The organism is Anaerovibrio lipolyticus DSM 3074 (genome assembly GCF_900141865.1).
GTDB classification, from domain to species: domain Bacteria; phylum Bacillota; class Negativicutes; order Selenomonadales; family Selenomonadaceae; genus Anaerovibrio; species Anaerovibrio lipolyticus.
Genome location: NZ_FQYW01000012.1, coordinates 74,113 through 97,076, shown reverse-complemented (window position 1 = coordinate 97,076; position 22,964 = coordinate 74,113). Strand labels below are relative to the sequence as shown.

The window sequence follows — 22,964 nt, the reverse complement described above, 5'->3', positions numbered from 1 at the left end:
TTTATTAGTGCTTAATTTCCATGATTTCATAATTGATGATGTTCTCACCAACATGAACCTCTACGACCTCACCTACGGACTTGCCAATAATAGCCGCACCCACTGGGGACTCATTGGAAATCTTGCCCTCATCAGGGTCTGCCTCGGTGGAGCCTACCAGCAGATACTCATCAGTTTCATTAAACTCCAAATCCTTCAATACGATTTTGGAACCCATGGAAACTACATTGCTGTCAGCACTATTCTCGATGATCTTGGCATGGCGTATTTTTTCCTCCAGCTCAGCAATTTCGCCTTCCAGGAAAGCCTGCTCATTCTTGGCATCATCATACTCGGAGTTCTCGGAAAGGTCACCCAGAGCAATAGCAGCTTTCAGACGATCAGCTACCTCAAGTCGTTTTACACTTTTTAAATGATCAAGTTTCTCCTGTAGTTTTTTCAAACCGTCTGCGGTAAGAAGTACGCTCTTGTCTGCCATTACTAAAAACTCCTTTACTCAATAAATAATGAGTGCCGCATGGGGCACTCACATAAAATACAAAATTTACTAGAATATTATAAGTAAAAACCTGCTCTTTGTCAATCACAGCAGCAAGCTAAAAGAGACTGTTACTAGCGCAACAGCCTCAAAAAATACCAAATATTACAATGTAGCAGCTACAGACTTCATCTCGTTAATTTCAACACCATTTGGTGCATAAAGAACCATGGTATTGGAAATACGATGAACGAAACCATCCTGAACATAGCAAACACCATTCAGGAAATCACAAATACGCTGCTGCTCAGGAAGCTCCACACGCTCGTAATTAACGATAGCTGAATTCTTAGCCTTCAAAGCATCAGCAACCTCACGAACATCATCAAAACGCTGTGGCATGAAAATCTTAATTTTCATTTCAGCAGCACGATGGCTGTTATTGGTGTGCAAGGTAAGATTAGGTCTCTTTACAGGTGCTGGAGCTGGCTTAACAGCACTTGCAGCAGTGCTACCCCCTACAACCTTACGCTCAACCTGTTCCTCAACCACCTCTTCCTCATCAACAAACAGTTCATCTTCAACCTCAACCGGTGCGAAGAAGTCTTCCAGTTTTTTCAGAATACTCACAACGTCCGCCCTCCATTAATATAAGTCCAGAATCATTAAAATAAATAGAATGGAATAAATAAAAAATAAGTTCTTGATAATAAACCCAACTTGGGGTACTTTCTATTATATTCGCTAACAGCAGGTTTTGTCCTGCTGTTTTTGCAAATATTTTTATTTTTTTCAAAAATGAGTCTTTAGACCTATGAAGAAGCTGTCAGCAAAAGCCATTATCAGCTTTCTTTACGAGCATTTTTACTTGCTCTGCCGCGAACAACCTTATCAAGAATGGCCTTGCGAAGGCGAATGCTGTCTGGAGTTACCTCCACCAGCTCGTCATCGTTAATATACTCAAGGGCCTGCTCCAGGCTCAAAATACGAGGCGGAGTCAGTCTTATAGCTTCATCAGATGCAGAAGTACGCATGTTGGAAACATGCTTTGCCTTGCATGGATTAATATCCATATCGATATCGCGGGAGTTCTCACCAACAATCATGCCCTCATATACAGCCTGTCCCGGGGAAATGAACATGGTACCGCGATCCTGAAGGTTGTAGATACCATAACCGGTGGTCTCGCCCTGTTCAAAGGCTACCAGAGAACCATGGGTACGGCCCGGGATATCGCCCTTGTATGGTACATAGCCGGAGAATACATGGTTCATGATACCATTGCCCTTGGTATTGGTCAAAAGCTCACTGCGGAAGCCGATAAGTCCACGGGCAGGAATAAGGAATTCCATACGCATATAGCCGGAAACCTCAGTCATGTTGGCCAGCTCTGCCTTACGGGTTCCAAGGGACTCCATAACAGTGCCCATATACTCCTGAGGAACCTCAACAGTAAGATTCTCCATTGGCTCACACTTCTGTCCGTTAATCTCCTTATATACTACCTCAGGCTTACCAACCTGAAGCTCATAGCCCTCACGACGCATGGTCTCAATGAGGATGGAAAGATGGAGCTCACCACGGCCACTAACCTTAAAGACATCTGCGGAATCGGTATCCTCAACCCGAAGGGAAACATTGGTCTCCACTTCCTTATAAAGGCGATCGCGAAGATGACGGGAGGTAACGAACTGACCCTCACGACCTGCAAATGGGCTGGTATTTACACCAAAGGTCATGGACAGAGTTGGCTCGTCAATATTAATAGTAGGTAATGCCTCAGGATTTTCGGCATCTGCTACTGTATATCCAATACTTACATTGCCAAGGCCGGTGAGGCAAACAATCTCACCCATTTTAGCCTCTTCAACCTCTACACGGCTCAGGCCCTGATATGTATACACCTTACCAATCTTAGCCTTGGTCTGGGAATCCCCATTAAGCAAAACTACAGACTGGTTTGGCTTTACGCTGCCACGAATAATACGGCCTACTGCCAGCTTGCCAACATACTCATCAGACTCCAAGGTTGTAACCATCATCTGGAGAGGACCATCTGCATCACCCTGTGGGCAAGGAATTTCCTTAACAATGGTCTCCATGAGAGGAGTCAGATTATCGTTGTCATCCTCCATGCTGTACTTGGCAATACCATCACGGGCAGTGGCATAAATGCAAGGGAAATCCAGCTGATCATCATCAGCATCCAGCTCCATGAACAGCTCCAGAACCTCATCATAAACCTCATCTACACGCTGGTCCGGACGGTCAATCTTGTTGATAACAACGATAGGCTTAAGGCCCTGCTCCAGAGCCTTGCGAAGAACGTACTTGGTCTGTGGCATTGGGCCCTCAAAGGCATCAACCAACAGAACTACACCATCAACCATGTTCAGTACGCGCTGTACCTCACCACCGAAGTCAGCATGGCCCGGGGTATCAACGATATTAATCTTGGTACCCTCATACATAACTGCTGTATTCTTGGAAAGAATAGTAATACCACGCTCGCGCTCCAGATCACCAGAGTCCATTACGCGCTCTGCAACCTGCTCATTTTCACGGAAAATGTGGCTCTGCTGCAGCATTGCATCTACCAATGTAGTCTTACCATGGTCTACGTGAGCAATAATCGCGATATTTCTCAAATTTTCATTCTTACTCATAGTATTAAAATTCCTCCCATACATAGAAAAAGGAGTCCAACGCTCCCCTCACAATAACTTCATCTTAAATTTCAGCATACTAATATTATTATAGACGCTTTCTATTGTCAATTACTTTTTATATAGAAACCTTTTGATACTAACAGAAAATGAGGCACAATTTTTTGTGCCCCACTTAGTTAGTTAATCAGTATTCAAATATATCAGACACCAGCCTGAGCCTTCAGTGCATCAGCCTTGTCAGTGTGCTCCCAAGGAAGATCCACATCAGTGCGGCCGAAGTGGCCATAAGCTGCAGTCTGAGCATAGATTGGACGACGGAGGTCCAGCATCTTGATAATTCCAGCAGGACGCAAATCGAAGTTCTTCTGAACCAGCTCCTCCAGAGTACGGTCATCCACCTTGCCAGTACCAAAGGTATCAACCATAATGGATACAGGCTTGGCTACGCCGATGGCATAAGCCAGCTGAACCTCGGCTCTGTCAGCCAGACCGGCTGCAACGATATTCTTTGCCACATAGCGGGCTGCATAGGCACCAGAACGGTCAACCTTTGTTGGATCCTTACCAGAGAATGCACCACCGCCATGACGGGCCATTCCGCCATAGGTGTCAACGATAATCTTACGGCCAGTAAGACCGCAGTCACCCTGAGGACCGCCAATAACGAACTTGCCGGTTGGGTTAATGAAATACTTGGTATCGTCGCTGAGAAGCTCAGCTGGAATAACTGGCTTTACAACGTGCTCAATAAGATCCTTGCGAATCTGCTCCAGACTAACCTTTTCGTCATGCTGGGTAGAAATAACAATGGTATCAATAGCAACTGGCTTGCCATTCTCATAAGCAACAGTAACCTGGGTCTTGCCGTCAGGACGGAGATATGGCAGAGTACCATTCTTGCGAACCTCAGTCAAACGACGGGACAGACGATGTGCCAAAGCAATAGGAGTTGGCATAAACTCAGGGGTCTCATTGCAAGCATAGCCGAACATCATACCCTGATCGCCGGCACCAGTTGCCTCCTCCTCACTCATATCTCCCTCACGGGCCTCCAGAGCCTTGTCTACGCCCTGAGCGATATCAGGAGACTGCTCATCAAGGGAAATGAGAATACCACAGGTATCGGCATCAAAGCCAAACTTTGCACGGGTATAACCAATATTACGGATAGTCTCACGAACAATCTTGGAAATATCTACATAGCAGCTGGTGGAAATCTCACCGGCAATATGAGCCTGACCAGTGGTTACCATGGTCTCACAGGCAACACGACCCATTGGATCCTGCTCAAGAATAGCATCAAGAATGCTGTCGGAAATCTGGTCTGCAATTTTATCAGGATGGCCCTCAGTAACAGACTCAGAAGTAAACAATAAACGCTTAGCCATTTAAACGCCTCCTTAAAAATAAAGAATTCATTTCCTGAAATATGAAAACACCTTATTTTATGTGCAAAAGAAATTACAAAATAAAAAAAGCCCTCTTCAAAGAGAGAGCTTATAAAATCTCTCATCTTAAGGCCAACAGCCTTCAGGAATTAGCACCGTTTTGATATTCAAGCATATCAATGGTTGCCGCAGCTTCACAGGGCCAGTCCCTCCACTGCTCTTGATGAGTCCATATTCAGTTTACTCAATTATGATATTCTATCCCTATAAAAAAGTCAAGACATTTTAAGATTATAGGCCCATAATGGTTAATAGCTGTATTATTTCATAAATTTTTGATATAATGTAATAATCAAAGGGATAACTCAAAGGAGTCGTACAATGGAAATTGTAAACGCTTTTGCAATATTTTGGATTTTGTTCAACGGGTATACACTATATAAGGTTCTTATAAGCTCCAGTGATGAGGAACGGGATGATATTCACAACGAACTGGTGGATATGTGCCGTACAATGACTCCCACCGCAGTAGGCAAGACCATGGTCACTCTTTTTCTGGCAGTTATGGTATTGGATATCATCGGCTTTTATCTCACTTATACCTACGCCTATACCATGGAGGAGAATTTTTATACCAGAATTCTCCTGTTCTTGGCTTTTGTGCTGGTTTTCTTCATCGATCAGATTGTGTCCTTCAGACAGACCATGAAGATTGCAGCTGCTCTCAGGATACCAAATATAAGGGATGATGTTTTAAAGAGATTCATGCGCATGACCGAGAGGGATATGGATTTCATTAATACCATTTCCGCCGTGGCCAAGTTCGTAGCTGCCCTTCAGCTGGTACTGTATACCATTCTTACCAAATCATAATAATTATTAATCAAATTGCAAAAATATAGTCTGTGCCAGTCAGATGATTTACTCATCTTACCAGCACAGACTTTTTAATTTTAAAAATTACTCATCCCAATTAATGTTTTTTATTAGCTCCATCAGCTCCTCAACGGAAGCTGCTTCCAAGCGAACAGTCTTGGCAGGGGACTTTTCCTGCGCATCTTCCTGGGCTTTCTCCGTTTTAAGGAGATTCAACACATTTTCAGGTGCGTATGCACTATTGTCTGCCTTTTCTTTTATGGCCTCAGTAAGCTCCTGATGGGAAGGAACCCTTGGACGCTGAGGTGGAGCCTTGGTATGGTCACGATTAGCCGCCTTCTTATCCTCAGCCTTCTTTTCCATGGTTTTCTGGCGAATTTCTTCCGTCTTTTCAGTAAACTTCTCCAGCTCTGCAAAAAGCTTCATATTGCCTTCATCATCAAACGAAATCCCCAGACGACTGAACTGCACCCCTTCACCAAGCTCCCCGCTTTCCTGAAGCTCATTTAGGGTACTTACGCCGGAATCAACCTTGCCCATTACTTCATTGGCATAGCTCTCATCCTCTGCCATACGTTCTATTTCCGCAGTAGAAAACATCACAAAATAACTTTTGTCACTTGGTCCGGCAATATCTAACGGGTTGTCCACATTATCAGCAATGAGGAACTCATAATCACCGTACTTTTCCCGAAGCTTTGCCAAAAATTCCTGGGCCTTCGGAGAAAGCTTTTCTTCTTCAGGGGTTACATTCCACTTCTTTTCAGCAACCTCCTGAATAGGTGCATCCTTCTTTTGCTTTGCTTCCTGTGCTGCCAAAAGCTTGCCATCAGTGGTGAAAGAAACATCAAAATCCTTACTCACCTTATTTTGAATATCACTGCCTTTGCCCTTTGCCTTTTGCTTGCCAATATCCCCCATATTCTTCAGGGGAGAGAAGCCAAGTGACCGATTAATCATATTTGCCATCGTCATTTCCTCCTTTGACCGATACGAAATCCTTTTCTTATTGGAGTACTCATCTTACATCTTTTATCGACAGCACTTTCGTTATACTTAATTAGTCATGACTGTATCCACAATCTTTGATATTTTTCCAGTTGCCTCATAACATGATAAATAATATTTTTTGCTAAAAGAGGCGACTTCTTAAGGGTAGACATCAAATTTACCAAAGGCACAACCAGTATTGTAGCCTGCTCAGTAATTACCTCTGCTGAAATCTTCACCTTATGCTTTGGCAGCATTACGTTTTCATTTATCCAGCTGTTTCCCTTTAGTATATCCAAAGTGTTATACCAGCCATCACCACATTCTATACTGCGGGCCACTTTTCCTGACAATACGAATACCAGCTGGTTTTCAACCTCATGCTCAGATATGCGGTCCCCCTCAAATTTGGTATATAGCTTTGCCCCAAGAACAAACAGCTGAATAATTCCCTGTTCGCATTCCTGGAATAGGGCAATTCTGGACAGGGCATCCTGTATAATGGACCGAGAGTCCTCCTGAGATTCATCCAGCTCCTGAAATTTAACCTCCCAACGCTTTTTCAGCCGTTCTATGAAGTATTCAACGGGCTCATTCCAGTCCGTCAGCATCTGCTGCAATACCAGCAGATAATGCTTTAGCAAAATAGCGATATCATTTTGCAGATAAGCCTCTCCATTGTAATCAACGGAAATTATCACCTGATTCCCTTCATTGCGGAAGGAAACATCCAAAATAACATCCCGCACATCCCAGTGCTTCTGGCTGACAATGGTACCATCCCCGGTTCCCTTCACCTTGGAATATGGCTTAGGCTCCGCCAGAAAATCATAGAAATTCAGAAAATGGTCAAAGGGCTCACTATGCTTGCCCAGCAGATTAATAATATCCTCCCGCCCCAAGGAAGCATAGGGCTGGGAAACTACAAACTGCTTAAATGCATTATTTACCATTGTCTTTACAGTAGGATTATCCTCTGCTTTAAGCAAAAACGGTACCAGACTTTGTGCCCCTGGAATGCTTTTCTTCTTTTGAGGCACCAAAAGACAATAGCTCACATTGTTGACGGAATTGCTTTGCTGCAGCAATAAGCCCCAGGCTGTCTGCAGCATGGACATCAACAATAATTTATTTGACTCTGCTTTACTTCGCAAATCTGACAATATATCACGAGGAACATAGACCAAATACGCTTCCTCACTGTACTTCCCCTTTGCTGGCTGCGGATTCAAATGGGGAATTTTAGGCATGGGCGGTAAATCACTGAGCATCTTTTCCCAGTAGTTTTTTACCGGTGAAGTCATTACTCCATTGCCTCCCACCACGGCATCCACAATTTTGTATATATCCTCTGGCTGAGGCAGCTTTAATGCTGCCCTGAAAATTCTGTGAAAATCCAGCTTAAGGGCCACTGCCTCAACAGTGGTAACGATTATGGCATATTCATCCTCCCCTGTATTAAATACAGAAAAGCGCACCAGCTGTCCATTGGTCAAATCAAAGCCAAGACGTTTATCAGCCGCAATATTTCTTTGCAGCTCAACATCCAACTCATCATCACTCAAATCCTTCAGATTATGATAAACGATTTCAAGAGGAGGATTCCGCTTCTCCTTGACCACCGCCATCATCATGCCATTAATCAGGACATAGTTGGTCCTCAATATGTCTTCCTGTACAAACGCTCTGTCCACTGCCACATTAAAATGTAACGGCAAAAGCTTACCGCTTATTTTATAGATTATTTGCAGCACCGAGCCAACAGGAGCTGACCCACCTTTTGTACTGAAAACTCCTTTTTCCTCAGTTGAAAGCTCCCGCAGATATTTGATATTGTGCGCCAAAACATTTTCCTGCTGGTTGTACAGCTCAACTAAAGAAGCCTTGTATTCCGTGGGCAGGCTTGAAAATAACATTTTTTCTGCCATAAAAACCCCATCCCCTTATGAAATCACGCCATTTCATGTCCGTTATAGACAAGAGCCAGCATAGTAATATCATCAGACTGTTCCGCATGGCCAACATAATTCTTTAGTACCTGCTCTAATTTCAAAAGAAGCTTCTGGGCACTATTTTCACTTTTAGTTGTTTTATTAAGCGTATCCAGTAATCTTTCTTCACCGAAAAGCTCCTTGGAATAATTAAGGGCTTCTGTAACACCATCAGTATACAGCACCAGCCTGTCTCCCTTGCAGAGAGTCAGTTCCTGGCTTTTATACTCGATATTGTCCATACCACCCATGACAAAATTCCGCGCCACAGGCATAAAATCAAATCTGTTTTCATTAGCTTTATATAATACTGGTGGATTATGTCCAGCATTAATATAGTTAAACTTTCCTGTAGTAAGGTTCAATATGCCCATAAATGCAGTTACAAACATCATGGCATCATTGTTCTGGCAAAGCTGATCATTGGTTCTGGCCATTATAGCAGCCAAATCCCTTTCACCCTCCATGGACAGAACAGAGTTTTTCAGCATTGTCTTGGCAATAACCATAAACAATGCAGCCGGTACTCCTTTCCCGGAAACATCTGCAATAGTAACGAGCAAATGCTCGTCATCCACCATATAAAAATCATAGAAATCGCCACCGACTTCCTTAGCTGCCTGCATAGTGGCATAAATATCAAATTCCGTATGCTCTGGTGCAAAGGGGAATGTGTGGGGCAGCATACTTTCCTGAATATTGGTGGCTACTGCCAGCTCAGTGGCTATATGCTCCTTTTCCATGGTTACCCTGGTTAGATTCGACATATAGTTTTGCAACTTATCTGTCATATTATTAAAGGCATTGGCCAGGGTCTCCAGCTCATCTCTGGTAGGTATGGCAATCTTCTTTTCCAGATTACCGGCGGCAATTTCCCTTACTCCATCAGTAAGTTCCTTAATTGGCTCAACAAATCTGTTGGTAAGCCAAGAGGTTATATTAAAAAGCATTACAAGCGCAGACCATATACTAATTATAGCCACCAGCGCAAATTTCACCATCTGACTATTCATCATATCCTTAAAGCTGCCGACTTGGTCAACAATATGCTGGCGGGCAGTCTGCACAGGAGTCATAACCTCATTTATGGCTATAATAGTACCAAAGCTCCACTTTAACTTTTTCATAGGAGCATAGGCGAGAAAATAGTTTTGACCATCCATTTCCACAATCTGCCAACCACTGGCCCCGGACATCATTTTTTCTACTGCATCACCCAGACTATCACTACTGTCTTTTTGTAAATCCTTCCCATCAACATCATTCATGAGCCCCTCATGATTTGTGGAAAGCATTATCTTTCCCTTGTCACTTAACACAAAGCTGATACCGGATTTGCCCATAAGGGAATTATCGAGTATATCTGAAATGGATTTTACAGAGCAGGCAATAGCCACTACCCCCGCAAAGCCGTCATTATCTTCGTATGGTGCTGAACAGGTAAAGCTGGGATAGCCATCGGCACCCACATATATATCATTAAAAGTAATAGTGCCACGTTCTTTTGTATTCTTATACCAGCCACGCTCCGTAGGCTCATAGGTAGTCAGAAATTCCTCCGTCATATTGATATACTCTTTGCCCGGTGCATTATCCGCTGCAATAATATATCCGTTCTTGGAGCCTATAAATATAGACGATTCAAACTGATTATATTGTTTGGCCATAGGCGCAATATAAGAAAGAGCATTGGACATTATGCCAATTTCATGCCGCAAGGAAGGAGAAACACCCGAAGCCTGCAACTTGGCACCTCGATGGATATACACCTCTCCCGGTCGTATCTTCTGAAATCTTGGATCAGGCAAACTGCGTTCCGCAAAATATTCAGGATTTTTAATTACACTTTCAACTCCGTATGCCAAATAATTTGTATCATTGGTTATACCCGAAAGCTCTGTTTCAATAGCAAGAGCACGGGTCTGAGCCACATCCGTAAGGCGACCGGTTATCTGCTGACTGGTTACGTTTTCTATATAGCCTGCAGAAGTAACAGTAAGCTGGTCACTTTGAGTCATAAAAACACTGTCCATGGTATAGAGCCCATAAGCCACCAAAAGCCCCATAACCACCAATATGGTCATACTGCCCAAAAGTATAAGACGAAATACCCTATTTCGTATACTGCCCTTTTTTAAGAACCATAAAGAGTATATCTTCTCATTCATATAAAATCACCTTTAGTGTTTTTAATAAAACACCGCATCTCAAACGGAAGTTTTATACACACAAATAATATATCTAAATAATTTAGTCTACAATATCCAGGAAATTTGAAAATCCTGTCATCTCCAAAACATCCATTACATCTTCGTTAACATGGAAAATTTTCATAGTACCCTGCTTGTTCATGCGTTTCTGAGCCACCAACAATACGCGAAGTCCTGCAGAGGCTACGAAATCAAGAGCAGCAAAATCAAAAGTCAGTTCATCAATACCGTTAAGGTCGTTTTGAATAACCTTGTCCAAATCCCCTGCAGACACCGCATCCAGACGGCCCTCCAGTGAAATCTTTAATTTATTGCCAGTTAATTCCTTTTTGATTTCCATAAAACTATTTCCCCTTTCAACTATATCAGCACTATTCCTGTCTACATCATTGTACTACTGTTAAATTACTTTAACAATTGTAAGAATATTTTGTCCATCTTCATGCTGATATGATATATCGTCAACATTATTTTTTACCAAAAATATTCCCAACCCGCCAACGGGTCTTTCGTTAGCCCCTGCCGTTATATCAGGATCCGGCTGCTTCAGCGGATTGTAAGGTACTCCATGATCCATAAATTTCAATCTGAATTTAGCAGCATCGTCTTCAAGACAGCCTTCAATAGTAACATTTCCAGCATCATCACCATAGGCATAGTTGGCTATATTGGTGAAAATCTCCTCCACCACAACCTCCAGCTGCATTCTGACTTTAGGGGAGCACTCCTTCTCCTTTAAAAATTCCTCCACAAAATCATTAACTTTACTTAAATTTTCCAGTGTCGCCTCAATAACAAGTTTCTTGTTATCCTGTGAGTCCATAAAATCCCCTCCGCAATAAATCATTCACCAAATTTGGATTTTATATATGACTTTATGCTATTTTTCAGTCTTTCCAAACCATCCATCAATACTGACCTAGGACAGGCAATATTCATCCGCAAAAATTGTCTGCCCACAGCACCATATTCTGCCCCCTCAGACAAATACAAACCGCTCTCCTTCCGTATGAACTCCATCAGCTCCACAGAATCTTCACAGAAACTGGAGCAATCAAGCCATAAAAGGTAAGTAGCATCCGAAGGAACCATATATACATCAGGAATATTCTTCTCCATATACTCCTGACATACCTTCTTGTTTTCATAGATATATTCCCGAAGTTGATCAAGCCATTCCGCCCCATGATTAAAGGCAGCTATAGTGGCCTCAACGGCTATAATATTAGGTTCAGCCACCTCGTCAGTATTCAGCCTCCGCCACATTTTATGACGCAAATAATCATTTGGTACCATAACCGCCGCTGAATTTACCCCCGCAATATTAAAGGTTTTGGTTGGAGCCATACAGGTTACGCTGATATCCCGGCAGGTATCGGATACAGAGGCGAACGGAGTGTATTCCTTTCCCGGATCCGTGAGATCACAGTGGATTTCGTCCGCAATCACCGTCACATTATATTTGGCACAAAGCTCCCCCACCTTAAACAGCTCATAGCTGCTCCACAAGTGTCCGGAAGGATTTTGCGGATTGCATAAAATCATGAGACTCACCTGAGGATCGGATAAATCCTCCTCCAGCCGTTCAAAGTCCATGGAATAGTTTTTTCCGTTGTATTTAAGAGGACTTTCTACCACAAAGCGTCCATTATTCACAATAGAGTTAAAAAAGTTATTATAAACAGGTGTCTGAATCAGCACCTTTTCCGCTGGACTGGTGAGCTTTCTCACCGCCGAAGAAATTGCAGGCAATACCCCTGTTGTAAATACCAGCCATTCTGATTGAATACGGAAATTATGGCGTTCTCTCCACCATGTAACGTAGGCCTCATTCCACGCCTCCGGTATTATGGAATACCCCAAGGCACCCACCTGCAGCTTCTCCTGAATTGCCTCCATAATTGGAGCTGCCGCAGGAAAATCCATATCCGCCACCCACATCGGCAGCTCATTTTCCTCCACATCCCACTTTAGAGAATTAGTGTTACGCCGATTAATTACCTTGTCAAAATCGTACTTCACTCCATTGCCCCCCTATTTTCCCATTTTTGTTTATAGATTCTAACCAGGAAAAGTAACCCTCTAAAACATATTTCAAGGCACATAGCGGTCCATGCGCCATGCAGTCCGTAAATACCAACCAAATATAATGCGATAGGGATGCGAACACCCCATACGCTTACCAGATTCATAACACTGGAAAACAGGGTATCCCTTACTCCACGCAAGGCACCTGCTCCCACTATAGATACAGCAAAAAGTGGCTCAGCCAACAGCTGAATACGCAATACCTCAGTCCCCAAATCCTGGACATTTTTCACCGGTGTCAAGAATGCAAATACCTCCGGAGCCAACACATACATAATAACAGCCAAGGTTCCCATGGTAAACATGCCGGTTCCCAAGGAAAACCAGGCAAAGCCCTTTGCAAATTTCTTTTTTTGAGCACCAATACTTTGCCCCACCAAGGTGGTTGCTGCAATGGCTATACCATATCCCGGCATATAGCAAAAGGATTCTGCCGTTATAGCAAAGGAGTTTGCGGCAATGGCCACAGTGCCCAAAGGCGCAACAATAATCATCATGGCAATCATGGCTCCCGTGAGAACTCCCTGTTCAAGAGCTATAGGACAGCTAATTTTCAAAGCATCCCTCAGACATGCCCAGGTAAGCTTCCATTTCATACCATCCTTCTGACGGGTATATTTTCTCCTAAGCATCGCCAAATATAACAAAATACAGGCTGTGACCCCCTCAGCAGTAATTGTACCCAAAGCAGCTCCCTTAACACCAAGGCCAAAGCCGGGCCACCACACATCTATCCCCAATATGGCAACATAACCGGAGGAAAAGATAAACAGGGCATTAAAGCCTATGTCCAGCACACACATTATACTGTTAAAGAAGCTGGCTGATTTCATACTGCCGGAGCTTTGCAGCATGGCAGTAGACAAAATACGCAGCATAACAATTGGCATACCAAACATATACACCTGAAAGTAATCATACGCCCCCACATAAATTTCAGGAGTAGCTCCAAGCCATCCCGGCAAATACGGGCTTATATATACACCTATTACGGATATAAGTACAGCAAAAGCCGTGACACATATCAGCCCCTGTCTAAAGGTGTCACGGGAATAAAGTAGCTTCTTGGCTCCAATAAACTGGGCCACCTGAACGGAAAAGCCCTGAACAGTTGCCATTCCTATACCATATAAAAACCACAATACAGGTGCCACCAAGCCTATGGAGGCAGAGGCTGCTGCCCCAAGGCTTCCCACCATGGCAGCATCTATGTATTCCATAACAATATATGTTGTTTGAGCCAGCATTGCTGGAATACTGAGGCTCCATACGCACTTTAGCATTTGCCGCCAATGCAGTTCTTTTTCATTATGGATTACACTTATTATATTCATTAAAACATTCCTTGGTAAACTATTTCTCTATATTATTTATTATCTGTAAAAACCAGTTCAGTGGCATCCTTGTCAATGGCAGGATCATCAAAGATAAGCTCCTCCACACCTACAGCCTTAATTCGGCCGGAAATTGGATTCTTGATGCTGACCACCTTGGTGGTAATTTCTGCATCAATATCAGAAACATATTCGAAGGCCAAATCCGTATTAAGTAATCGACAATTTTTCAGGGTAACATTCTTCATATAACATAACCCCTGATTACTTTCTATAGTGCAATTAACAAAGGTTACGTTCTCAGAATTCCAGCCAATATACTCACCGCAAATATAGCTGTCATAAACGGTTACATTTCGGCAATTCCAAAAGGCATCCTTTGATATCATCTTGGCATTGCGTATATCCACATTTTCACAGCCATCAAAGGAATAATTCCCCGCCAGATTAAATCCATCAATCTTTATGTTTTTACTGTCCATGGCAAAATAGTTACCCTTGGCAGAAACATTATTCATCTCAATATTATTGCAATGCCACAGGGTTTCGTCAGCATTTAGGAAATTCACATGATTTAGCTTAATGCCATCACAACGTCTGAAGCCCTTTGGGGCCTCAAAGAGCACATCCTCAAAGGAAACATTGTCAGTATACCAAATACCGGCCCGGCCCATTTCAAAGACAGCACTGTTTTTTACAGTAACGTCCTTACTATACCACAGAGGGTACTTCCATTGAAAGCTGGAATTTTCAATATGAATATTTTGGCTCTCCTTTAATGGTGACTCTCCATCAGCAAAAATACAGTTCTTTATTTCCAAATCCTTACCCATGAACAATGCTCTCTCACCGGTAAGTCTCTGCTCATTAATTTTTTTCATCTCTTTGCCTCCATTTACATATATGAATCTCTTTTAAGAATTCTTTTTAATTCCGAGTAAAACACTCTGGATTATCTAACCAAATCAGAATGAAAATTACATGAAAATCCCACTTATCGGTTTTCTACATCCGGTAGTAAAATTCCTTTATTTTATCCAATTAAAAAGCCGTCCATGGATATGTATCCAAAATTCTGAACACATATACTATTCGGACGGCTAAATCTACTATTTTATTCCTTTTCCTGACGGAGTACCACCTGGTCGGTGTCGTCTATCTCCACAACCTTTACATTAACAGATTCCTTAGAGGAGGTAGGGACATTTTTGCCCACATAATCTGCTCTTATAGGCAGCTCACGATGACCACGGTCAATAAGAACGGCTAGCTGAATTGATTTTGGACGGCCCATATCAATTATGGCATTCAGGGCAGAACGAATGGTGCGGCCAGTGTACAGCACATCATCCACCAAGACAATAATTTTGTTGTCAATATCCACCGGCATGGTGGTTGGCCTGACAATAGGCTGATAGGACAGAATAGACAAATCATCCCGATAAAGGGTAATATCCAACACGCCTACAGGCGGACGCTTGCCCTCAATATTTTCAATGGCATCGGCTACCCGTTCAGCCAAGGGCACACCACGGGAACGAATACCAACCAACACAATATTGTCTACCCCTTTATTTTTTTCAAGAATTTCGTGGGCTATACGAACCAAGGCACGATGCATGGCCTGCTCATCCATAAGAACCGTCTTGTCAATAAAAGTTGTCATCCTATTCATCCCCTTAATATTTAATATATCAATGACTACGCAGCTTTTTTAATATTTTCTCCATGTCCTCAGGCAATGGAGAAGTAAAGGTCATACGTTCACCAGTGGTGGGGTGGGTAAGCTCCAAACTAATGGAATGAAGGGCCTGCCCCTGAATTGAAAAATTCCCTTTCACCTTGCCATGTCTGGTGGCACCATATTTAGGATCCCCTACTACCGGATGGCCAATATGAGTCATGTGAACCCTTATCTGATGGGTTCGCCCTGTTTCCAGTCGACATTCGATAAAGGTACAATCCCCAAAACGCTCAAGCACCTTAAAATGGGTTGTAGCAGGCTTGCCGTTTTCCTGCACAATAGCCATCTTTTTGCGGTCAGTCGGGTGACGTCCAATATCGCCGCGGATAATCCCCGCTTCCTCCTTGATATTTCCCCAAACAATGGCATTATACACACGATGGGCAGTCTTCTCCTGAATCTGCTCTGCCAGGCTTATATGGGCCCTATCATTTTTGGCAGCCACCATTACGCCAGAGGTATCCTTGTCCAGACGATGCACAATTCCCGGACGGATTTCCCCATTTATTCCCGAAAGATCCTGGCAATGATACATAAGGGCATTTACAAGGGTCCCGGAATTTATCCCCGCAGCAGGATGAACCACCATGCCACGGGCCTTGTTGATTACAATAATATCATTATCCTCATAAAGAATATCCAAAGGAATATCCTCTGGCAGAATCTCCACTGCTTCTGCTTCAGGAACTGACAGCTCCACTTCATCATCCAAATGCAGACGATAATTACCCTTTCTGACTTTACCATTAACAACAGCACAGCCATCTGCCACCAGCTTTTGTACATGGGAACGGGAAAAATCCGGCTGCATTCTGGTGAGAAACACATCCAGGCGTTCATTGTCGGTATCAGCCTTGAAGGTCAGTGTCATTCTCTTTCCTCCTGGAGAAAATATCCATAACTATAAGGGCAGCCCCTACACATATTGCGATGTCTGCAATATTGAATACAGGCCACACCCTAAAATCGAAAAAGTCTACCACTAAGCCGCTTTGCAATCTATCATAAAGATTTCCCACGGCACCACCTGCCAACAGACTGACACCGTATTTCATCATCATGGATTCCCTGGCCAGCTGCTTACGGAAATAAAATACTACAGCACAGAGAACTACTGCCACTATAATAAACATCATTCGCTGGTTGGCAAACATTCCAAAGGCTGCTCCCGGATTAAGAACATAAGTGATATAAAAATAATCCTTAATAACCGGAATAGACTGTCCTAATTCCATGTAAGCAGTAACATAACTCTTAACCAGCTGATCTATAATAAAAACAATTAAACCTAATCCTACAGGTATCAATCTTGCCTCCAAAAACCTCTTACTCATTTTCCTCTGAAGCAACCTCTTCAGATGCTTCCAACTCCTGAACATCATCTGTCTTTGTGCCAATCTCGATGTTTACATTCTTCAATACCTGAGACTCCTGCTTATCCGGGAACTGCTGCTCCGCATCCTCGAGAAGTGACAGCTCGGTCTTTAAGGTGTTGCGCATCTTGGCAATAAACTGACGCTTTTCGCTTACGATACGCTCATATTCTGTAACGGCCTCACGCACCTTCTGGGCTGCATCCTCCAGACGACGCTTTGCCTCGATTTCAGCAGCACGGATAATGTTATCACTGGCCTGCTTTGCCGCTGCCCGGATTTCCTCGGAACGGGTATTGGCCGTATTGGTAACCTCATCAGCAGTGCGCTGGGCCACCAAAAGAGTGTCCTGAAGGTTCTTTTCCAGCTGATGATACTGGGTAAGAGCCTTCTCATTAAGCTCAATTTCCTTTTTCAGCTGGCTGTTTTCACGGAACAGCTTCTCATAGTCATTAACTACCTGATCAAGAAAATCATCTATTTCATCTATATCGTAGCCACGGAAGCTGCGTTTAAATTCCTGATTATGTATATCTACCGGTGTAAGCATCTTTATCCCCCTAAAAACAATAATTAATAATAAAACCACCGTATATTTTAGCATATTTTTTAACATTAAAATAGGGGCATTAGACTAAAATGCCCCTAAATTTTTACATCAAAATATTGTTTTTTGACAATTCATTTTTCAAAAATCAATATCACACTCAAACAAGCGGTTCCATGGATTTGTTATGCGCAGATTTTTGAGAGATAAATTTGCCGGCAAATTAATATTTTGCTGAGCGAATTCCTTCATCCATTCTGTTCCCTGCTGAGAGACAAAATCACGGGCACCATCCAGATTACCCGTGCTTTGGCTGTAACCAGGATGAGCCCAAACAGCAGCACCAAGCTTTTGGCGGATATTGGATTGATAACACCACTCATCAAGATAGCGGATAAGCATCAATTCTTCCCGTGACTGTTTATCCATCCATTTGGTCAGAAGGCCTGTACCAATGAGGAATCCAGTAGTATTTGTAGCCGTATTCCAGCCGCCATAGGCCCACAGCCTGAACTGTAAATCTTCCTTGTGCAGTTCGTTCATTAAGGCGTTGTCTGCACCATTTCCATAAGCAATATCAGCCACTGCAACAGGATATCCCTTATTTACCAGGTCCTTTACCAAATTAACGAAGTGCATAGTTCCCTTCCGTGGCTTAGTTGTGTTAATCGTGCTGTTGGCCTCCAGAGTATTGCCATCAGGATTGGTATTTACAGCCATTACAAGCTCAGCCCGTTCCGGGGCTGGCACCTGCATACCGCCGGCAGCCACAATGGTATTGTCCACATCATTGCCAATTTCTTCATTACAATATTTAGGGATGGTATTGCGGCCCTTCCCCATATTATAGGTGGTATAAATAAATGGAATATCCCTCTTATCATCACAAATGGCCCGGCACATCATAACCATACCAAGCTCATCTGACCCGGAGGTTATTTGTAATTTCGTCTTGCCAACATTTTTTCCATGTTCCCGTAAATGCCGGGTTTCGTAATGGGTCTGGGAATAAAGAGCAGAATCGTCACCACCTAAAAACAGGAAGGAGAAAACATTTTGGCCAGTTAAATCTATCAGTGCCTTGTTGGCATTGTAATTTAGTCCGTGACGATGGGTCCAATCCTCCATGGCTGCCGGCAAAATATCCTTTGTAAGCTTGTCAAGCTCCCGCTTTTCCTTTTTGGTAGCCTGTCCCATTTCCACTTTATCACGAAGGGCGCTGTAATCACGAAGCATTACAGCATTTTGCTGATAAATAGCAGGCTCCATTCCATTGCCGGAATGGGTGGCAGACAGCAAGGTACGCAAAATAGTACCAAATCCGTATATAGGCAAGCCCGGATGTTTTTCGTGGAAAGAACGGAAACGCTCCACCCGTTCATTTATGGTATCCTGAGTTAATTCGTGATTTCTGGAAGCCACAAGACTGCCATAAATCATGGCATCAGTTGATACCACAACAGCCTTTGCTCCAGGGGCATTTTTATTCAGCCACTGCCAAAGGCCATCCGGGTTGCCCGGCTGCTCTCTAGTTCCCAATAAAGTATCCGGTGGAACCACCACATCATACCCCAGCTTTTCTGCCACCTGACGGGTTTCCTTATCCGTTATTGGACGGTTATCCAAAGGCACAAACAGAATTTTACCACTGTCCACAGCAGAAGCTGCTGCCGGGGTAAAGCCCGATACCACTGAAAGCACCATTGTTAGTGCCAACAGCATAATAATTTTCAAATTTATTTTCATAATAAAATCCCCTGTTAATCCAAATCTGAAGCCTTCCTCCAATTTATATAAGGCTTATTATCTACATTATCTTTTCCAGCTGCAGGCACCGCCCTGGCATTCATCGCTTTGACTATACCCAGCATTTGAATTGTCATTTTCTGAAGGAGCATCATCTGCTGCCAATACCGGCATCGTCAATAGCAACAAGCTGACTGTCAACAGCAATAAAATTTTCTTTAACATCAACAACATCTCTCCTTGTTTTCCCTGCCCAAATACAAAGCATTATGAGGGCAGGCCTCTATACATTTACCGCACATTATACATTCAGCAGAAGAAGTCTGCCGGGCAGGATTAATATCCATAGGACAGCTCCCACGGCATATACCACATGCTGTACAACGCTGCTCTGCCAAGCGCAGCCGATAAAGACTAATTGGATTCATTAAGCCATAAATAGCCCCCAATGGACAAAGGGCCTTGCAAAAAAAGCGGTAGGTCGTCATACAGCCGATTACCACACCAATTAAAAGCAGAAATTTCCAGGCAAACAGCATTCCGGCAGCCTGTCTAAATTCCGGGTGAGTCAGCAAAAGCGGAACAGCACCTTCCAAAGTCCCCGCTGGACAAATATACTCACAAAAAGCTGGTATCCCTTTATTGTCATAAGCACCGCCCCATAAGGGAACCAGTAAAACAAAAAACATCAAAATAATATATTTGCCATATATCAATGGTGGAAACAATTTCTTCTTAGGCAAGGGAAGCTTATGCAGCAATTCCTGGAAAAAACCAAATGGGCAGAGAAATCCGCACACAAACCGTCCCATCACCACTCCCAGCAACAAAAGAAAGCCGCTGACATAAAAGCTTATGCCAAAGCCTGAGGTTCCTCCCACAGTCTGCAAGGCACCAATTGGACAAGAAAGTGTTGCCGAGGGACAGGAGTAACAGTTCAGCCCCGGAGCACAGAGATTTTTCCCCGGCCCTTTGTAGATTTTCCCAGAAAGCAGGTTGGTTAGTTCCCAGTTGGTGAGACATGTCGTCATTATCTGCACGAATCTGCGGCGGAAGCCAAAGGTGAAGCCCATACCCTCACCCCAATCCTATACATTCCATGCAAACGCGAATGGCCTTTTGAAAAATCAAGGACACTTCGCCTCGCCACACACCGAAAAATATGCTGGTCACGGCTACCAATAAAAGGATCAGCCGTTTTTTTACCACCGTCATCACTTAAGATACCTCTTCAAAAGCTCCTTATATTTGGCTACGTCTGCCCCTACCACAGTCTCGCCAATGATATTACCATCGGAATCCACAAAAATAGTTGTTGGTACCGCATCAACACTATCAAGATAACTCATGATGCCCTCATCCGGTACAATATTCACAAATTTGGCATTAGCATTGGCAGTAATTTTTTTGGCCTCGTCTATGGTTTCTTTATCATTTTTGTCTCTAGCATCGCAGACGATACCAATAATTTGAGCATCTGCCGGCATTTGTCCAGCCCACTTCCCCAGCTCCGGCATTTCGCCAATGCATGGTGGACAGAAGGTTCCCCAAATATTGACTACAGTTACTTTTTTTGACTTAAAGATATCCTGGGTAACAACATTTCCTGCCAAATCAACCGTTTTAAAGTCAGGAAACTTATTTAGCTTGGCAGCTCCCTGATTTGAAGATGTGGCATTTTCAGCCAGGCAGCCCGCAGACAGCAGCAGCATTGCCAACACAATCATGGCCATACTCGTTAGTTTGAAGAATTTTTGCATATTAGCATCCTCCCGTATATTAAAACAATATATAACTTTCACTACTCAATCCAAATCTGAAGCCTTGCCCTTATACTGTGGTGGCCGTTTCTCCAGGAAGGAGTTAATTCCCTCCTTGTAATCATCACCACTATATACCTTCTGACGATAATAGTTAATACGTTCAAAGTTTTCTGCACTGATTACAGTTGCTGCCCTTGATAAAATACGGAACTGGCGCTTAATAGCACTGACGGAAAGGATGCTGTTGCGGCGCAGCGGTGCCAAAAAATGCTCCTCCAAAAGTTTTTCCAGAGCTTCGCTATCATCTGCCACATGATTTATAAGACCTACATTCAAAGCATCCTCTGCCTCAATTGGAGTCCCCAGAAAGAACATTTCACGGGCCTTGTTCATACCCAACTGATTAATAAAGTGAATTAAACCCGATGCGTTATATGGAATACCAATCTTGGCCGGGGTAATGGCAAAGGTGGAAGCCTTGGAGCTGACAATCATGTCACAGGAAAGGCACAAATCACAGGCACCTCCCCAAACTGTGCCATCCACACAGGCGATAACGGGAATAGGCACATCCTGCACCTCTCGCAGCAGCTCCTCCATAGGCACATTAAAGGCCAATGGGTCACTGCCGTCTACAGGCAGCTCCTTGATGTCGTGGCCTGCACTCCACACATTACGATTCACTTCTGCTTTTATGACAATACCAACACATTTCAAGGAATAGCTTTTTTTATGGCCTCAATCAATTCCAGGCACATTTCTTCACTAAGACAATTATAATGCTTCCCATTCTGCATTTTAATATAAGCAATACGATCCTTTATTTCGGTACTTACCAGCATCTAATATTCCACCTTTCAAATATGATACTTGCTTTGATATAAACATTTTACGTTATGTACTTCGTCAAAAAAAATTAATCTCCTGCAAACTATGTAATAAAAAAGCCACCCGAAGGTGGCTGAAAAATCTCAAATATATCGTTTTAACAATACACCAATGCGACCTTTTTTGGTGGTTCCACGAACCTCAACCACCTCAAGGCGTCCACGGCCACGCATGGAGAGAACATCCCCCTCCTTAACGGACTGGGAAGCATTCTTTACCTGTTGCCAATTAAGCTTCAGCTTATCTGCCGCAATATCAGAAGCGGCACGACTACGGGATGAGCCATAGCCTGCGGCGGCAATGGAATCAACTCTAAGGGAGGCAACTGTAGCCCGAATTTCCTTGCAGTTCTCTTCCTTTGGTGTAATATTGGCCAGATCATCTTCAACACAGGATACTCCGGTGCGACCAATCTGGGTAAGATTATCTATGAGATAAGCCCCCATGGTTTTATCTGCCAAAATACGGGCTGTGGCACCACCCATGAGAATATCGCCAATACGATCCCGTTCAATGCCCTGCCCCATAATAGAGCCTAGAACATCGCGGTGGCCAATATGCTCATATTCACCATTCCAGGTGGCCTTGATAACCACAATATCAAATCCGGGACTCCCGCCGAAACTTTCATCAATAAACATGGCCCGCTGGCGTTCAGCTCCCTGATAGCCGCCATTAAATTCCAATCTGATACCTGGATAGTTGGCCACAACAGTTTCAGCAATCTCCTGGCCATAAAGGTCCAAAAAACCGCTAATACGGAACTTCTGACTGCGCATTACCTGCTCGGCCATATCTACCAGCTTTACAGCAGTATCAGCGCCTTCAGTTCCTTTATAATATCTAATAATCTTTTCTTTTTGTTCAGAACCTGCCATA

25 protein-coding genes and 1 riboswitch are annotated in these 22,964 nt (G+C 43.4%); of the genes, 1 reads left to right on the top strand and 24 read right to left on the bottom strand.

The window, feature by feature from the left end; genetic code table 11:
• Positions 1 to 4 precede the first annotated feature (4 nt).
• The 4 genes from greA to metK all read right to left on the bottom strand — a co-directional run bounded on the left by greA (position 5) and on the right by metK (position 4,535).
• Entirely contained in the window at positions 5 to 478 is a 474-nt protein-coding gene (gene greA, locus B6K08_RS07995; protein ID WP_039206048.1) for a transcription elongation factor GreA, read from the bottom strand.
• Between the two features lie 165 nt (positions 479 to 643).
• A complete protein-coding gene (locus tag B6K08_RS07990; RefSeq protein WP_027397020.1) occupies positions 644 to 1,108 on the bottom strand; it encodes a cell division protein SepF in 465 nt (154 codons plus the stop codon).
• 212 nt (positions 1,109 to 1,320) lie between these two features.
• A complete protein-coding gene (typA, locus tag B6K08_RS07985) occupies positions 1,321 to 3,144 on the bottom strand; it encodes a translational GTPase TypA (RefSeq protein WP_039206049.1) in 1,824 nt (607 codons plus the stop codon).
• Between the two features lie 203 nt (positions 3,145 to 3,347).
• Positions 3,348 to 4,535: a methionine adenosyltransferase gene (gene metK, locus B6K08_RS07980; RefSeq protein ID WP_039206050.1), complete on the bottom strand. Its 1,188-nt coding sequence runs from the start codon at positions 4,533 to 4,535 to the stop codon at positions 3,348 to 3,350.
• A 118-nt stretch (positions 4,536 to 4,653) separates the two neighbouring features.
• Positions 4,654 to 4,765, bottom strand: a riboswitch (SAM riboswitch).
• Between the two features lie 151 nt (positions 4,766 to 4,916).
• Here metK and B6K08_RS07975 point away from each other — a divergent pair.
• Positions 4,917 to 5,408 (top strand): hypothetical protein, encoded by a 492-nt coding sequence (locus B6K08_RS07975; protein WP_080325873.1) that lies wholly within the window; start codon positions 4,917 to 4,919, stop codon positions 5,406 to 5,408.
• An 87-nt stretch (positions 5,409 to 5,495) separates the two neighbouring features.
• Here B6K08_RS07975 and B6K08_RS07970 read toward each other — a convergent pair whose 3' ends face one another.
• The 20 genes from B6K08_RS07970 to B6K08_RS07885 form a co-directional block, all read right to left on the bottom strand.
• Complete coding sequence (locus tag B6K08_RS07970) at positions 5,496 to 6,380, bottom strand: DUF6033 family protein (RefSeq protein ID WP_080325872.1); 885 nt, start codon at positions 6,378 to 6,380, stop codon at positions 5,496 to 5,498.
• Positions 6,381 to 6,475: 95 nt separating this feature from the next.
• Positions 6,476 to 8,329: a condensation domain-containing protein gene (locus B6K08_RS07965; protein ID WP_080325871.1), complete on the bottom strand. Its 1,854-nt coding sequence runs from the start codon at positions 8,327 to 8,329 to the stop codon at positions 6,476 to 6,478.
• A gap of 23 nt (positions 8,330 to 8,352) precedes the next feature.
• A complete protein-coding gene (locus tag B6K08_RS07960; protein ID WP_080325870.1) occupies positions 8,353 to 10,560 on the bottom strand; it encodes a SpoIIE family protein phosphatase in 2,208 nt (735 codons plus the stop codon).
• A gap of 82 nt (positions 10,561 to 10,642) precedes the next feature.
• Positions 10,643 to 10,942 carry an STAS domain-containing protein gene (locus B6K08_RS07955; protein ID WP_080325869.1) on the bottom strand — a complete coding sequence of 100 codons (300 nt, stop codon included), beginning with the start codon at positions 10,940 to 10,942 and terminating at the stop codon, positions 10,643 to 10,645.
• A 60-nt stretch (positions 10,943 to 11,002) separates the two neighbouring features.
• Positions 11,003 to 11,425 (bottom strand): ATP-binding protein, encoded by a 423-nt coding sequence (locus B6K08_RS07950; RefSeq protein ID WP_143254871.1) that lies wholly within the window; start codon positions 11,423 to 11,425, stop codon positions 11,003 to 11,005.
• Between the two features lie 20 nt (positions 11,426 to 11,445).
• Positions 11,446 to 12,624 carry a MalY/PatB family protein gene (locus B6K08_RS07945; protein WP_080325867.1) on the bottom strand — a complete coding sequence of 393 codons (1,179 nt, stop codon included), beginning with the start codon at positions 12,622 to 12,624 and terminating at the stop codon, positions 11,446 to 11,448.
• Entirely contained in the window at positions 12,621 to 14,024 is a 1,404-nt protein-coding gene (locus tag B6K08_RS07940; protein WP_080325866.1) for an MATE family efflux transporter, read from the bottom strand. The genes B6K08_RS07945 and B6K08_RS07940 overlap by 4 nt, the downstream gene beginning before the upstream one ends.
• 32 nt (positions 14,025 to 14,056) lie before the next feature.
• Positions 14,057 to 14,905 carry a DUF3737 family protein gene (locus B6K08_RS07935; protein WP_039206058.1) on the bottom strand — a complete coding sequence of 283 codons (849 nt, stop codon included), beginning with the start codon at positions 14,903 to 14,905 and terminating at the stop codon, positions 14,057 to 14,059.
• Between the two features lie 233 nt (positions 14,906 to 15,138).
• Entirely contained in the window at positions 15,139 to 15,690 is a 552-nt protein-coding gene (gene pyrR / locus B6K08_RS07930; protein ID WP_039206059.1) for a bifunctional pyr operon transcriptional regulator/uracil phosphoribosyltransferase PyrR, read from the bottom strand.
• 28 nt (positions 15,691 to 15,718) lie between these two features.
• Complete coding sequence (locus B6K08_RS07925; protein ID WP_039206060.1) at positions 15,719 to 16,639, bottom strand: RluA family pseudouridine synthase; 921 nt, start codon at positions 16,637 to 16,639, stop codon at positions 15,719 to 15,721.
• Positions 16,617 to 17,102, bottom strand: a complete 486-nt coding sequence (lspA, locus tag B6K08_RS07920; RefSeq protein ID WP_052211762.1) for a signal peptidase II — start codon at positions 17,100 to 17,102, stop codon at positions 16,617 to 16,619. The genes B6K08_RS07925 and lspA overlap by 23 nt, the downstream gene beginning before the upstream one ends.
• A complete protein-coding gene (locus B6K08_RS07915; RefSeq protein ID WP_159446734.1) occupies positions 17,095 to 17,691 on the bottom strand; it encodes a DivIVA domain-containing protein in 597 nt (198 codons plus the stop codon). The genes lspA and B6K08_RS07915 overlap by 8 nt, the downstream gene beginning before the upstream one ends.
• Before the next feature lie 138 nt (positions 17,692 to 17,829).
• Positions 17,830 to 19,434: a DUF4127 family protein gene (locus tag B6K08_RS07910; protein ID WP_080325864.1), complete on the bottom strand. Its 1,605-nt coding sequence runs from the start codon at positions 19,432 to 19,434 to the stop codon at positions 17,830 to 17,832.
• 66 nt (positions 19,435 to 19,500) lie between these two features.
• Positions 19,501 to 19,659 (bottom strand): hypothetical protein, encoded by a 159-nt coding sequence (locus B6K08_RS13760; protein ID WP_159446733.1) that lies wholly within the window; start codon positions 19,657 to 19,659, stop codon positions 19,501 to 19,503.
• Positions 19,659 to 20,507, bottom strand: a complete 849-nt coding sequence (locus B6K08_RS07905) for a 4Fe-4S binding protein (RefSeq protein ID WP_039211535.1) — start codon at positions 20,505 to 20,507, stop codon at positions 19,659 to 19,661. The genes B6K08_RS13760 and B6K08_RS07905 overlap by 1 nt, the downstream gene beginning before the upstream one ends.
• Positions 20,508 to 20,511: 4 nt before the next feature.
• Positions 20,512 to 20,649, bottom strand: a complete 138-nt coding sequence (locus B6K08_RS14205) for a CD1871A family CXXC motif-containing protein (protein WP_072033506.1) — start codon at positions 20,647 to 20,649, stop codon at positions 20,512 to 20,514.
• On the bottom strand, positions 20,649 to 21,194 hold the full coding sequence (locus B6K08_RS07895; RefSeq protein ID WP_052212532.1) for a TlpA family protein disulfide reductase: 546 nt from the start codon (positions 21,192 to 21,194) through the stop codon (positions 20,649 to 20,651). Before B6K08_RS07895 ends, B6K08_RS14205 begins: the two co-directional genes overlap by 1 nt.
• Positions 21,195 to 21,239: 45 nt before the next feature.
• Positions 21,240 to 21,914, bottom strand: coding sequence for a methylmalonyl-CoA decarboxylase (scpB, locus tag B6K08_RS07890; protein WP_080325863.1), 675 nt, complete (start codon positions 21,912 to 21,914; stop codon positions 21,240 to 21,242).
• Positions 21,911 to 22,039 carry a hypothetical protein gene (locus tag B6K08_RS14200; RefSeq protein ID WP_268761941.1) on the bottom strand — a complete coding sequence of 43 codons (129 nt, stop codon included), beginning with the start codon at positions 22,037 to 22,039 and terminating at the stop codon, positions 21,911 to 21,913. Before B6K08_RS14200 ends, scpB begins: the two co-directional genes overlap by 4 nt.
• A gap of 129 nt (positions 22,040 to 22,168) precedes the next feature.
• Positions 22,169 to 22,963 carry a YlmH family RNA-binding protein gene (locus B6K08_RS07885; protein WP_080325862.1) on the bottom strand — a complete coding sequence of 265 codons (795 nt, stop codon included), beginning with the start codon at positions 22,961 to 22,963 and terminating at the stop codon, positions 22,169 to 22,171.
• Position 22,964 lies beyond the last annotated feature (1 nt).